We start from the raw sequence: 14364 nt of genomic DNA, 5'->3' as shown, positions 1-14364 counted from the left end.
TCTAGTAAAATCAAGCTGTTAGGTTAAAGACTTACAGCTTTTTTTATGCCTGTCATTTTTAATGGGGCACTGGTGGGGCAGTTGAAAATAAAAACAGGTAAAAAGTGGCAATAACTAGCAATACAATAAACAGGCTAACAAACTGATTTAATTGTTATTGTTTGTTATTGTTTGTTATGGTTTGATGTAAGTTATTGAATTTAACTCACTACCTGTTCATGTCTAAGTAGTCTATTCACCTTAAAACCGATATTTATCCAAAATATATTAGGTTTGCATTGATCAAATCAGATTATTTTCTTCGAAGTAATTACCAAACACGATTGGCAAAACTAATCAATTACAACTCTGTTTGTCTTAAATTGCCTCTAAATTGCCCCTAAAGTGTCCTTTTTTAATGTTAATTGTTATTAATTAATTGAAAAATAAAATATAAATACAATAGAGCACCGCATTGATGATGCGTTGTTGCTATTTGTTGTGGATTGTTATAGTATTTAATGCAAGTAAAAAACGGGCTTGAAGGTGCTACCAACACCAGCAAGCCCTAACCACCACTTAACAGATAGGGTTAAGCAATGGCTAGGCTAATTATACCGCCATTGCCCCCAAGGGGTTTAACATGGCAAGCATTGAAACACGCAACACTGAAGCAGGCGACAAGTCTTACCGGGTTAAAGTCCGGCTTAAAGGTTACCCACCACAAACAGCTACTTTTGAACGGTTAACCGATGCCAAAAAATGGGCAGCCGCTACTGAATCCGCAATAAGAGAAGGTCGACACTTCAAAACAGCCGAAGCTAAAAAACACAGCTTTACAGACTTGGCTACCCGCTACTATTCCGAAGTTCTGCCTAACTACAACGAGAAAGAGCAAAAAGAGCGTAAAAGCAAGCTGGAATGGTGGCGGCATTCTATAGGGCATTGCTTGCTTTCAGATATTACCCCGGCGGCCATATCCGAGCATAAAAGCAAAATGACACAGAGCGCAGCCACCGTGGATAAGTACATCAAAAATTTATCCCATGCCTTTACCATTGCCGTTAATGATTGGGGGTGGCTGGATGATAACCCCGTCAAGAAGGTAAAAAGCCCTAAGTTACCCCGTGGGCGTGTTAGATTCTTAGATGATAGCGAACGCCTTAAGCTTTTAACAGCTTGCCAAGCGTCCACCAATAAACAGCTTTACCTGTGTGTCATTCTTGCGTTATCGACTGGCATGCGGCAAGGTGAACTAATGGGCTTGAAATGGCCTGATGTAAACTTAAAGGACGGTTTTCTTATCCTGCATGAAACCAAAAACGGCGAACGGCGGCGGGTTCCATTGGCCGGGCATGGCTTGGAATTATTAAAAGAGCATGCCAAGGTAAGGCGGCTTGATACTGATTTACTTTTCCCCGGCACTATTCACGCTAACAAACCGATAGACCTTAGAAAGCCTTTCGAAAACGCCTTAGAAGTGGCTGAAATAAACGATTTCCACTGGCACGACCTAAGACACTGTACAGCCAGTTATTTAGCTATGAATGGCGCTAGTTTAGCCGAAATAGCCGAGGTTTTAGGACATAAAACCTTAGCTATGGTGAAACGATACGCCCACCTTTCAGATGGTCATGTAAGCAATGTGGTTGCCAGCATGAACGCTAAAATATTTGGGGGTGTTTGATGACATCTCACTTTTTTAACTGGATAAAAGCAGCCCAATTTTTGAACATTCCTAAAAATGAATGGGGTGAGTTCTGGCCGCAATCTTTTAATGCTTTTGATTTGGCAAAATTGCAGGAACCTGATGATTTAAAAGAGCAAGAACTAGTAAAGGAACTTATTAACACTAAGCTGGATGGTGTAACCATTACCCGAAAGCCGAACAGCGGGGATGAAGGTCGGATATTGAAAACCGTCAACCATCCAGAAGGAACGGAAATAAGCAATACTATGACCTGGGCGCATAAGCTTTACACAAACACACCCGAACTAAACGGGGATGACATTATTGAAAATGTTTATTGTATTAATGAGTTTTCATGGTTGCTTAATTCGATAAATAAAGAGCCTAGCAAACTTATTAAATCTTGGTTCAGCACAATAGAAGCAGATAAGCCAATTATAAATAGTGATGGTTTAACAAGGTTAACCGATAAATGGCTTGATTATCTAGATAGAAATTTATGGTCTGAAACTTTTGGTATTTGTTCGATGTATGGTTATACAGTAGAGCAATTTAAAACACAGTGTCAACATGGCTTGTTTGACGATGTATGCCGAAAAATTCAGGATAAACTTGAGGTTATAAAGACAGATAGAATCAGCTTAGGTGAACATTCTTTGCATAGATTCTGTGAAGGCGAATATTTTTACAAGCCGATTGATTTTATTCATTGGGCAATACATAGAAATTTACCAGTACCGGATGAGCTTATAGGGTATTTAAAATCTCATCAAGCTACTAAAGATGATGTCAGGCTTGCAATGAGCATTCTTGATTCTCAACCCGAACCATTAGGTAATGATGATTTACACGCATACCTTAAACCCAACATAAGTACAGCGACAAATGAGCGTGAATTAAAACAGGGTTTACGGGAAATTTGGATTAAGGAAGGTAGGCCAGAGATGAAGGATTTTTTTCCTACCAAGTTAAAAAAGTACGTCAATCAAACGGGCAGCCCTATAACCAACATTTTTACAGCCGGGAAAGATGCTGGTTTTGAGTTCAGATTGAGTACCGGAACCTCTGGCAAAAGAAAGAAAAAGACACTTTCAAACTACGTGAGCGAATTTAAGAACACGCCATAACAAAAAACACTGTCAAGAGCAAAAAACAGGCAAAATTCCCTATAGCGTTCCCGGTTGTGTTCCTATTTTTCCCGACTTGGAAACCGGGAAAAAACAGGGGTTTTAATACTTATCGCCGCAGTTGTTGCGACGATTATCTGAGTATTAAATATGCCTATCCTATCTACAGTTAAGCAATTCCAACAAAAACACTTTGCCTTTAAAGAGTCAGGCTTAAGGGCTTTAATTTTCAACGAACACACCAACGGCCTTGCCAAGTCCGGCGCAATTGTCCGTATCGGTCGTAAAGTCTTGATTGATGAAGCCAAGTTCTTTGCTTGGGTAGAATCACAAAATCAAGGCAGTGCAAAATGAACAGCATCGACTTAACCCCTTACAAAATTCAACTTATCAAAAACGGCTCTGAGGTTTACAAAATAAACCAAGGCAGCACGTCACCCCTTCATGCCCGTAAAAATCAAAAAGAACTGGCAGCCGATAACCGCAGTCGCAAAATAGTTTATAAGCCTGAAAACGGTGAGCAATTCAGTGTTTTGGTTAATGAACGGTCATTTCAGCTTTTATCAAGTTTGCGTGATGGTCAATGGCATTCTATCGAATCCCTGAAAACGACTAAGAGCGAAACTAGAAAGCCTGTATCTGACTTACGTCAAGTTGGTATGCAAATTGGCACGATGCTAAAGCCTAGTCAATACAAGCTATTTGGAGAAGTTGAATTATACCCAATGGGGCTAGGTTTCGAGATTAAACAAGTTACCGACCTGTTACCTAGTATCAGTGAATGTAATTTAATCGAGAGAGCAAAGGCCAAAGCGGGTATAGCCAAGCGTATGGCAAAAATAAATAAGTCTGTCGAGTTTTTGGAACGGGAGGGGTAAGCATGCTACAGGAAAAACAAACCGCCCAGCAGTGCAATGCTAAGGCGGCTTATATCAAAACAGTGCAACGCTATTGTACCGAAATTGCCAAGCGTGTGAAGCTGGATTTTATCCGCTTGGTGGCATGGTGGCTGATAGCCTGGGGGAAATAGTGATGACTGCACCGAAACATCCGAAGCGTTCAGAGATTCGGAGTTATTCGGCCAAGCCTCACCATATATTTAAGCCTAACTTCGCAGCGGGTACACCTTCGCCCGCTGCTGTTTTGAGTCACAAGGCAGCGCATTTGCTCGATAACCTTGTGGCTCAACTCAACGGCAAAAATAACGGTGATGTTTCCGCAGCCCCTAAAATTATGGAGCTGTTTGGCTGGAAATCTCGGGGAAGTATCAGCGATGCACTAACCGAAAATCTCGCTTATGGATTTATTGAGCTAACAAGGCAGGGAGGCCGCAACCAATGTTCTCTGTATGCTGTCACATGGTTACCAATAGACGAATGCAAAGGCAAGCTTGATGTTAAGCCTACCAATGTAGCATCGAATCTGTGGAAGCCTGAGAATACAGAAAAGCGAGATAAAAGGTTTGTAATAAAGTGGGAAGCCATGCAGAAAAAATTAAAATGACTTCCCGGTATACGGACAAGCGTTCCCGGTATTCGGACAAGGTTTTTTATGACTTGTCCACATAGCGGGAACAGCCGCCAATACTTCCCGGTATTCGGACAAGTCACAGGGTATTTTACCTGCCACCTTCCCGGTATTCGGACACCTTTATAATATACCAAGGGGGTTAGATGTTTTATTCGATTGGATGTATTGCGGCAATTGCGGCGACAACAGCACGGCGTCAAAATTGAAATTCATTTGGTGGGCGTAAAATACGCATATTTACGCAAATTGGCAGGAGTTTTTCGGAACTATAAAAAGTTTCGGTAGTATAAAAAGTGATGTCATAGAACGGGGAGTTTACGGCTAGGGTATGAGTAGTCAAGAACAGCGAAAACGATTGAAAGAATATTACCGGGAGTGCAGCCAGATACATGCAGCATGGGCAGAACGCCACTATCAATATCCGCCACCAAAAACTAAGCCATTCCCCCCGGATTTAATCGGCCTGGAATGCGGCGCAAAAACCCGAGCCGGTACACCGTGCAAACAAAAGTCAACATATGCTAATGGGCGGTGTAAATGGCATGGTGGATGCAGTACCGGAGCTAAAACACTGGAAGGTAAAAAGCGTTCGGCCTTGAATGGATTTTGCCCTAAGACAAAGCGAAGTCATAGTACACGGTAAAACACTACTTTCAAACGTGAATTTGTTCGGGTTGAGCCATTCCAAAAGCTAATTCCGAATGAGCATTTAACCAGTTTTCCCATTGACCAAAAGCTAACTCGGAGTGAGCATTTATCCATGCAATCCAGTGAATTATTAGCCTTCAAAGTATTGATTATTAACAACTCGTCTTAATGAAGCGCACGGAAAATACAAATTAATAATCGCACTCCGAGTGCGAATTTAACCAGTACCAAACAAGCAAAAGCGACTTTCAACAATGCGCTTTTGTGTAGGGCAAACCAGAACTAAGAGTTCTGATTTAATCCTTTCAAATACGCCATGAATGGCGCTTTTATGCCTTAAGCAGGATTGTTGCCCCTACTGGCTTAATGGTGTAATTATTTACTATTTATTGATAAGAATCATGTCAATAATCATGCCAGTCTGTAAGCCTTATATAGCATAGCCTGTACAGAGTTGGCATGAGAACAAGCTATGCAATTGATTGTTTCCTAAAATAGAGCTAATAGACCGATACCCCGCACAAGCCCTAAGCGGCCATCTATCTTAACTTGGGAGGGGTTCAACATCATGTTGAGCGGTTATTTACCGGCTTGCGTGTTAAACTAATCGTATCATCCCGCATTGATACAATTAGAAACCATGAAACAAACGCAAAACAGAAAGATAATCATCAAGTGCCTAACCGAGCTTAACGAAGATTGTGGAGGCGTTCCACCCTATTCAGCTAGTAGCATCCTTCACATGCTTAAGTATGGCTTCGAGTGGTATGGAGCAAGTAAGCCCGTATCTATAAGCCAAATTAATCGAACCTTAAGAGACTTGCACACAGCCGGGATAATCACCTATGAAACCCGGATTGACGACCCCATAGACAATGGATTGCCGCAGCGGGTTAAATACTGGCAACTACTAAGCGATGTCGATAAAAACAAATTGATAGCTGATGTACGCAGAGTTTGCGGTCTGGCAAGGAAAGCACACGGTACTTTTTTTCTCACCAAAGACCGGTACTTTGATAAGCCAATGGATGCCGACCAAAAGAATGCAATCATTAAAGATTTAAAAGCCCTGATGCAAAAGACACACCCCGACAAGATAGACGGTCTAGGCGATCAGTTTAAGCGACTACAGACAATGCTTGCCTATGTTCGTAGTAATGTTGATTTGCTCAGCGATGCGGCCTAATGGCGAACAGTTATCTACCTGTGCCTGGGCGAAAGAAAGCTATACACAATCAGGAATACCGCCATAGTTAAACATGTTAATAATTTTGGTTGTTGTCATTTTAGGCTAATTGTCCCGTGGGGCACTGGTGGGGCAGTTGAAAATAAAAACAGGTAAAAAGTGGCAATAACTAGCAATACAATAAACAGGCTAACAAACTGATTTAATTGTTATTGTTTGTTATTGTTTGTTATTGTTTGTTATGGTTTGATGTAAGTTATTGAATTTAACTCACTTTTAATGCGATGGTCGTGCGTTCGAATCGCACACGACCCACCACGATTTTACAGTGAAAACAACCAGTTAGCGTTAACAGGCAACTGGTTTTTTTATGCCTTCAAGTTTTGTGTGCGTAAAATTTATATTTTATTTTTTCTCCCAAGCATCCATGCGTTTCAGCAATGTAGCTATTGTTTGCTGCTGTTCTTTATTTGCTTTTTGCAAGTCATTGATAATGTTTTCTTGTTCTTGCTTCGCTTTTAGTATGGTATTGATACTATTCTGTTGCTCCTGAATGGCTTTGATCATCGGCGCAAGCAAATCGTTATAACGTACGGCTAGATATTTTTCCTTGGTGTTGTCTTCGCTGATAACGCCAGCATTTTGATAACCTATGTCACGCAGGGTTTGTTGCAACTCTTGAGCGATAACTCCCCATTCCTTGGTTTGGGTAGCATTGTTATTACGAATGTATTCCACCGGACGCAATTTATTGATGAAATCCACACCCAGTGCCAAGTCGGTTATATGGTTTTTCAGGCGTTTATCTGAGGTTGAGGTTAAAGGCACTTGTGCCTCAAGAGTTACAACCGAGGTATTGCCGAGTCGTATGGCGTTTGAGTTATTCACAATTGCGCCATAACCGATAGCAGTGGCATTGGTCAGATTGCCAGAAGCCACATCCGCACTGGTACCCAGCGCAGTATTATAGGAACCCGTGGTGTTGGTATTCAGAGCAAAGTTGCCACTGGCCGCGTTATTAGAGCCGGTGGTATTTGCGGATAGTGCATTGGTACCGTTGGCAGAGTTATTGATGCCTGTGGTATTGGCAAACAGCGCCTGATAACCATGGGCAGCATTGTTATTGCCAGTGGTGTTGTAAAACATGGCGTAGACGCCATTAGCGGTGTTTTTAAAGCCAGTGGTATTGGTAAACAGCGCTTGAAAGCCGTCGGCGGCGTTGCTATAACCAGTGGTATTGGCAAACAGCGCCTGAAAGCCGTTGGCGGTGCTGTTATAACCCGTGGTATTAGCATAAAACGCTTCGAACCCCGTTGCCGTGTTGTTGGAACCCGTGGTATTGGAATACAGGGCATCGAAACCATTGGCAGTGTTGTCGTTGCCCAGGGTGTTGAAATACAGAGACTGTGTGCCATTGGCGGTATTATCACTACCTGTGCTGTTGGAATAAAGCGATCGGTAACCGTTGGCGGCGTTGTTATAGCCAGTGGTATTCGAAAAAAGAGCCTTGGTGCCATTAGCGGTGTCGGCATAGCCTGTGGTATTGGTTTGTAGTGCACTGGTACCGTTAGCGGTGTTGTTAGAGCCTGTGGTGTTGAAATAAAGAGAATTCGTCCCAGTGGCGGTGTTACTAGAGCCTGTGGTATTTTGATAAAGGGCACTAACACCATTAGCGGTGTTGTTATTTCCTGTGGTGTTGAAATGCATGGCATCTACCCCACTAGCCGTGTTCCACGATCCTGTGGTATTGTGAATAAGGGCACTTGTTCCAGTTCCCGTGTTATTAAACCCAGTAGTATTGCTTTGCAGCGCACTTGTTCCATTGGCCGTATTGTTGGACCCCGTAGTATTGTAATACAGAGCCTGATATCCATTAGCGATGTTATTAGACCCGGTGGTGTTGAAGTAAAGAGCATAGGCCCCATTTGCAGAGTTATATGCCCCTGTGGTGTTGGATAAAAGTGCATAGGCACCATTGGCCGTGTTACTGGAACCAGTGGTGTTGCTACTAAGTGCATCCATTCCATTAGCGGTGTTCCACGACCCAGTGGTGTTAGAAACAAGCGAATAGGCTCCATTGGCCGTGTTAGCCCCTCCAGTGGTGTTATCTTGAAGTGCCAGTGTTCCATTGGCGGTGTTATACCACCCCGTGGTATTGTAAAAAAGTGCACCCCTACCATTTGCAGTATTGTACGATCCTGTGGTGTTCTCTAAAAGAGCAGCAGCCCCGGTTGCCGTGTTATATGTACCTGTAGTATTCGAATACAGTGCATTTGCTCCATTGGCGGTGTTATCCCAGCCCGTAGTATTGTAGGTCAACGCATTTTGCCCGTTACCAGTGTTGTTCCCACCGGTGGTATTGGAATAAAGCGCACCACTACCATTGGCAGTGTTATTCGATCCAGTAGTGTTGGAAGCCAGTGAACTTGAGCCAGTTGCTGTGTTGTTATAGCCAGTACTGTTATTTAAGAGAGCACTGTCTCCATTAGCAGTATTACTAAATCCCGTAGTATTGTAGTAAAGAGCTTTTTGACCATTTGCAGTGTTGTTTGACCCGGTGGTGTTGGAATAAAGAGCATTTGCTCCATTAGCAGTATTGCTTGATCCAGTAGTGTTTGAAAAAAGCGCCTGATATCCATTGGCGGTGTTGTTATTTCCTGTGGTATTGAAGTGCAGCGCATCTACACCATTTGCACTGTTGAAAAACCCTGTGGTATTAGAATAAAGCGCACTTACCCCATTGGCAGTATTATCCCAACCTGTGGTGTTGGATATAAGCGCCTGTAATCCATTGGCGGTGTTGTTATAGCCAGTGGTGTTGTAATAAAGTGCACTTCCGCCATTGGCTGTATTGTTATACCCTGTCGTATTATTTTGCAGGGCAGCACCTCCATTTGCTGTGTTGTTATCCCCTGTGGTGTTGGAACTAAGGGCACTATGACCATTGGCAGTGTTGCCATTCCCAGTGGTATTGGAAGAAAGCGCACCTTCCCCGTTGGCGGTATTATTATTTCCTGTAGTGTTGGAACCAAGGGCACTATGACCATTGGCGGTGTTGCCATTCCCCGTGGTATTGGAATAAAGAGCTGCCACCCCATTCGCGGTATTGTCATACCCTGTGGTATTGGAATATAGAGCTTCTACTCCATTGGCAGTATTCCACGATCCAGTGGTGTTGTAATAAAGCGCCCAAAATCCGTTGGCGGTGTTACTAATGCCTGATGTGTTTGAAAAAAGAGCGTAGTAACCATCTGCGGTGTTGTAAGTCCCAATGGTATTGGAATAAAGTGCATTGCTTCCAGTTGCCGTATTAGTGATATCAGCATAAGTAGTTGACGGACTAGCAACAATAAAGGTGGCAAACAGGCAAAGTTTTATGAGATTGGCAGGGTAATGACTGGGCAGAAACAGTAAGGTATTAAAATTTTTCATTTGTTGTGCTCCACAAAATATTAGGTGTTTAATTTCGGTCAATCAGAGATATCCTGAGAACTCATCCAGTTTTTTATATGCAGAGCAAGTCTGCTCTCACAGGATTAGCTTCAGCGAGATGAGATAGTCTCGTAATTTTTTTGATTATAGGAAGATAGCCGTTTTGATCACCAACGCATTGTTGGACTGAATATTCTTGATATAAGTGAAAACTTTTCAAGTTCATACTCTCTGTTAAAAGTTGCAATGACTTATTGCGTTAACTAAAAATTGGTTAATGTGACCGCCATAGCTTAGGCTAGATTTGCTTGATAGGATATTTAAATCATTAATTTACTGATTAGTATATGGCTAGTGAATGTTAAAGTCTGTGAAATAAGATACTTCAAATGTGCGAATATTTCACATCGTTGACAGCGGCTGTTTTATGCCCAGTAATATGGCATGGTCAAGCAAAACCGGATATTTTTTTAGTATGGACAATGCTTCCTTTAATAGGTAAGCCGTTGACAACGATTTCGAAATTATTTGGTACATCCCCAGGATGATTAAGAAAATCGACGGTTTGTTGTATAGCGAAATAGATTTGTCCATCAGAAGCCTGTGCAGTGAAAGTTGAGTATAAAAACGGTGAGTTCAACTGGTCATTGCAACACTATCTGATTTAATATTATTAACAGAGGTGAATCAATGGCACAGAAAGGTCGACCCGGTTTATCCGCAGCTCAAAAGGTTGAGTTGTGGCAAAGATGGAAATTAGGACAATCACTCAGTGAGATAGGTCGTGCCCTTGGTAAGCATGCTGGATCCGTGCATACTGTTTTATCCGCTCATGGTGGAATTATTCCTGCAACTCGCTCAAGATCGGCTAGGTCACTGAGTCTAGTTGAGCGCGAAGAAATATCGCGAGGACTGGCGGCTGGTGAATCAATGCGACAGATTGCATCAAAACTAGCAAGATCACCCTCTACTATCTGCCGTGAAATTGCCCGTAATGGTAATAAAGATCAATATCGAGCAATCGAAGCTGATTCAAAAGCATGGGATCAAGCACAGCGACCTAAGCCCTGTCGACTGGCTACACATTCTCAACTACAAATCATGGTGGCAACTAAACTCGGTTTCGATTGGTCTCCTGAGCAAATTGCTGGCTGGCTTAAACATGAATATCCAAACGATATCAATATGCATGTCTCACATGAAACAATCTATAAAAGCCTGTATATTCAAGCACGCGGCGTTTTGAAAAAGGAATTAATCGGACATCTACGATCGAAACGAATGATGCGGCGAGGTAAGGCATCAACAACTGAAGGCCAGCCAAGAGGGCAAATTATTGATGCGGTATCGATAAAAGATCGACCTGCAGAGGTTGAGGATCGTGCAATACCTGGGCATTGGGAAGGTGATCTGATTACGGGGTCTAAAAACAGCCATATTGCTACTCTAGTTGAACGTCGGTCACGATTTGTGTTGCTGGTTCAAGTTGATGGCAAAGATACGACGAATGTTGTGAATGCATTAATTCGTCAGGTACAGCAACTTCCTTCCGGCTTAATGGCTTCGTTGACATGGGATCGTGGTACTGAATTAGCTCAACATAAAAGATTTACTGTAGCCACCGATGTGGCAATGTATTTTTGCGATCCAAGAAGCCCTTGGCAGCGAGGAACCAATGAAAATACAAACCGATTATTAAGACAATATTTTCCCAAAGGGACCGATTTAAGCGGTTATAGTCAGCAAGACCTAGATGAGATTGCTTTAAAGCTTAATACGAGACCTAGAAAAACACTGGGCTACATGATGCCTGGTGATAAACTAAACGAATGCGTTGCAATGACCAGTTGAACTCACCCCTTTTAACTTTAGAGCGTTTTTTTCTAACAAATGCCAAGATAATATGGCTAAAACTAAAGTAATTACGCTAGAAATAATCAACATAGACAAAACAGAAATGTTAGGTACTATTGCTGCAATCGACTGTTGAATAGGGAATGCATAAATATAGACGCCATACGAATAGTCGCCTAATTTGTTATATTCTCTTATGAAGCCAGCTGGAATGTAAGCGGCGTAAAATAAAATATATGGTAGAGTTATCATATAAACGACAAAGAATATTTGTTTATTTAATAATGAAAGTATCAAGGCAACAAAAAAAACATTAAAAACAGAATGCGATAAAGTTATATGTTCTCTAAGAATAAAAAAAGTTGCACCGCTAAAAAACATGAAAAATAGTTTCAAGAATTTATCATATTTTGTCATACCTGTTACTATTTCAAAATGTAATAGCATTATTACTAGACCTGCTAAAATAGCACCTGAGATTATTGTAAATTTGAATATCTTTGTCCGAAATTTTGGAGTGAAACGAAATAACATCCAAATAACTGCCAAAATAGCATACATTTTGACCTCATACGGTAAGGTCCACAGTGAGCCATTTACCGCATATTTATATGGATTACTTTCAAAGACTCCAGGTAGGTTATATTCAACACCAAAAAACAATGATATGCATTTTAGAAAATATTTGTAAGTGTTTGGGTTGGCTAAGTAGGAGTGTATTGGTAATGTCGAAAAATAAAGGCCAAGAGCAAAAATAGTTAGAAGAAGCATTACGAGAAGTGCAGGAAATATTCTTAAGACTCTGGCCCATACAAATTCTACTGCACTTTGTCTTGCCAAGAGGCTGGCAGTAACAAGAAAACCACTTGTTAAAAAAAATATATCGACTGCAATTGAGCCTATTGTTTTACCCCCAAGAGTTTCGCGAAATGGTTCAGCATCAGCCGAACCTATTGCCAATGCAAAGCTATGAGTGACTAGTACTGCAAATGCTGCAAAAATTCTAATGAGGTTGTAATTGTTATCTCGACCTTTAACAAAATTTGTTAGCTTCATATTTTTCAACTTATAAGGTTTCCTGATTACCCATAAGCTTCAGCACATATCAACAGAGGGGTGGTCAGCCATTCCAATTTTGCTGGAATGCCCCGATGCAAAATCCTGGTTGATTATCACTTCAAGTTTGTTAGCTACTTCTATTTGATGACAGGGGTGAGGCTTATAGGTAATCGAGTAAGAATAGACTTATGCTTAGTTTTGAATTTACAGCAAAATGTGTAAAGTGTCCGTTCGATGACGAACATATGATTTAACGTGTTGGGTAACGGTCAAGTAAATTGTACTAGCTCAGGCGTGATCTGATAGTTACCGATTTTTATGGGTGTCTGTCAGATTAGATTTGGTTTAAATTTTTAGATTAAATTTTTAGATGCTCAAATTTTATTTTCTTTAAAAATTTGAGACGACAAGTATTCTGATACGGAGGGATTGTCGAAACGGGTAATGACAGTTATCGATTTAAAGAAAGTTCAACTACACCGAAAAAGGAGAAAAACAAATCTAATTATCCTCTACCAAAAACCGTAAAATAAACCCAATCTAGGTGGGTCAAAATTCAATGCAAATGGTGGGTCGTTTTAAGTGCAAATCAACACTCTTTAATTTTACTCAACAAAAAAGGGGATACTAATGGCATATTGCTAGACTAATTAAGCCAGTTTTCTGAAACGACATTAGGATATTTGGCAAAATCCTTCAGATTATTAGTCACAATAGTGACATTCAGAGATACGGAGTGGGCAGCAATTAATTTGTCTAAATGATCTTGTTTACTTTCTCGGGTTGCCACGCGGATAGGGACATAAGAAACGCTAGCTGGGGCATCGAACGGAACAACCTTGATATCTTCAATCAGACTGTCCAATTCAGTCGTTCTTTTTCTGGATTGGCTGACATGGTAACACCATACTCAAGTTCAGCATAGGTGATTGCAGACATAACGACATCACCAACATAACACTGAGAAAAGCGTTCAGCAACTTCTTTCGGCTGTTTTTTCATCAAATAGATACACATTTGGTATCTGGCATATATCTGGGCATTAGAGGGCATCCAGTTCTCTTTGTTCTTGATTTTCTCGCCCATCACACATGAAGTCATCAGAAAATTTAGCAAACATCTTAAGAACATTCCCCAGCGACTGGCGAGCGGGACGGATTCTAATTTCATCTCCATTACGCTCAATTTCCAGTGCAATGTCTATGCGATCATAGGCCAAGTCAGCAGGAATACGAACAGCCTGTGAATTTCCATTTTTAAAATACGAGTAGTGTGCATTTATTATCTCCATTGATAGTCATTCAATGAAGAAAATTTACATGAATTTGTCCAAAATATATATACATGGATTTACATTTTGTACGAGTTATAGAGTGACTTTACGCCTTCTTCAAAAAACCCTTACGGTCTGTCAACGCCGCAATCTTTAGTGCAATTGCAAGAATTTTCACCTTTACCGCAAATATTGTCTCCGCAGCGGGTGCAAATTTGTATGCTGGCCGGCCCGGAAACGCAGCGACCTTGCTCTAAACTCGATGCAGCAATGGCCGTTAATCCTTCACAACACTGACTTCCTAGCCCTTGCTCCTTGCCTTCGATATCTTCACCTTCACCACGGCAACGTTGCTGCCTGATATTTTCAATCACGGCCGCAGGCACGCAAGTAGCGCCAGGAATTTCGTTCGCCTGGCCAGTGCAGATGTGGATGCGGGAGTCGGGAGTGGTAGTACCGGAAAAACTCGGGCCGACTAATAACACAATTAACAGGATACCAAAGAGAATTCGCAATTTTTAGCACCGACTAGTTAGATTGAAAGGGGCAGCACCGATGTTTCGTTCAGCATTCATTGAAACATCGG

15 protein-coding genes are annotated in these 14364 nt (G+C 41.5%); 9 read left to right on the top strand and 6 right to left on the bottom strand.

Translation table 11 applies throughout. The annotated features are described in order from the left end of the window. Positions 1-622 precede the first annotated feature (622 nt). From ABH008_RS19820 to ABH008_RS19785, 8 genes are all read left to right on the top strand, one after another. Entirely contained in the window at positions 623-1666 is a 1044-nt protein-coding gene (locus ABH008_RS19820) for a tyrosine-type recombinase/integrase (protein WP_347987339.1), read from the top strand. Further along, entirely contained in the window at positions 1666-2796 is a 1131-nt protein-coding gene (locus ABH008_RS19815; RefSeq protein WP_347987338.1) for a hypothetical protein, read from the top strand. Before ABH008_RS19820 ends, ABH008_RS19815 begins: the two co-directional genes overlap by 1 nt. A gap of 150 nt (positions 2797-2946) precedes the next feature. Continuing rightward, positions 2947-3150 carry a hypothetical protein gene (locus ABH008_RS19810; RefSeq protein ID WP_347987337.1) on the top strand — a complete coding sequence of 68 codons (204 nt, stop codon included), beginning with the start codon at positions 2947-2949 and terminating at the stop codon, positions 3148-3150. Next, complete coding sequence (locus ABH008_RS19805; protein WP_347987336.1) at positions 3147-3674, top strand: hypothetical protein; 528 nt, start codon at positions 3147-3149, stop codon at positions 3672-3674. Before ABH008_RS19810 ends, ABH008_RS19805 begins: the two co-directional genes overlap by 4 nt. 2 nt (positions 3675-3676) lie before the next feature. Then, positions 3677-3826, top strand: a complete 150-nt coding sequence (locus ABH008_RS19800; RefSeq protein ID WP_347987335.1) for a hypothetical protein — start codon at positions 3677-3679, stop codon at positions 3824-3826. Positions 3827-3828: 2 nt separating this feature from the next. Then, positions 3829-4299, top strand: coding sequence for a hypothetical protein (locus ABH008_RS19795; protein ID WP_347987334.1), 471 nt, complete (start codon positions 3829-3831; stop codon positions 4297-4299). 355 nt (positions 4300-4654) lie between these two features. Beyond that, the gene (locus ABH008_RS19790) at positions 4655-4969 is read left to right on the top strand and encodes an HGGxSTG domain-containing protein (RefSeq protein WP_347987333.1); all 315 of its coding nucleotides are present in this window, start codon (positions 4655-4657) and stop codon (positions 4967-4969) included. 645 nt (positions 4970-5614) lie between these two features. Then, entirely contained in the window at positions 5615-6160 is a 546-nt protein-coding gene (locus ABH008_RS19785) for a hypothetical protein (RefSeq protein ID WP_347987332.1), read from the top strand. A gap of 405 nt (positions 6161-6565) precedes the next feature. Here the strand turns inward: ABH008_RS19785 and ABH008_RS19780 are convergent, their stop codons facing one another. After that, on the bottom strand, positions 6566-9592 hold the full coding sequence (locus ABH008_RS19780; protein WP_347987331.1) for a tail fiber domain-containing protein: 3027 nt from the start codon (positions 9590-9592) through the stop codon (positions 6566-6568). Positions 9593-10282: 690 nt separating this feature from the next. On the opposite strand from ABH008_RS19780, the gene ABH008_RS19775 reads away from it, so the two are divergent. Continuing rightward, positions 10283-11443 (top strand): IS30 family transposase, encoded by a 1161-nt coding sequence (locus tag ABH008_RS19775; RefSeq protein ID WP_347985983.1) that lies wholly within the window; start codon positions 10283-10285, stop codon positions 11441-11443. Here ABH008_RS19775 and ABH008_RS19770 read toward each other — a convergent pair. From ABH008_RS19770 to ABH008_RS19750, 5 genes are all read right to left on the bottom strand, one after another. Continuing rightward, positions 11414-12502: an acyltransferase gene (locus ABH008_RS19770; protein ID WP_347987330.1), complete on the bottom strand. Its 1089-nt coding sequence runs from the start codon at positions 12500-12502 to the stop codon at positions 11414-11416. The two genes, ABH008_RS19775 and ABH008_RS19770, sit on opposite strands and share 30 nt — an antisense overlap. Positions 12503-13151: 649 nt before the next feature. Further along, positions 13152-13370, bottom strand: coding sequence for a hypothetical protein (locus tag ABH008_RS19765; protein ID WP_347987329.1), 219 nt, complete (start codon positions 13368-13370; stop codon positions 13152-13154). Beyond that, entirely contained in the window at positions 13358-13507 is a 150-nt protein-coding gene (locus ABH008_RS19760) for a hypothetical protein (protein WP_347987328.1), read from the bottom strand. Before ABH008_RS19760 ends, ABH008_RS19765 begins: the two co-directional genes overlap by 13 nt. A 40-nt stretch (positions 13508-13547) precedes the next feature. Beyond that, a complete protein-coding gene (vapB, locus tag ABH008_RS19755; protein ID WP_347987327.1) occupies positions 13548-13796 on the bottom strand; it encodes a type II toxin-antitoxin system VapB family antitoxin in 249 nt (82 codons plus the stop codon). Positions 13797-13906: 110 nt separating this feature from the next. Continuing rightward, positions 13907-14293, bottom strand: coding sequence for a hypothetical protein (locus ABH008_RS19750; RefSeq protein ID WP_347987326.1), 387 nt, complete (start codon positions 14291-14293; stop codon positions 13907-13909). Positions 14294-14364: the final 71 nt, after the last annotated feature.

Origin of the sequence: Methylomonas sp. AM2-LC (assembly GCF_039904985.1) — a bacterium.
GTDB lineage: Bacteria > Pseudomonadota > Gammaproteobacteria > Methylococcales > Methylomonadaceae > Methylomonas.
This window is presented reverse-complemented; position numbering and strand designations above follow the sequence as displayed.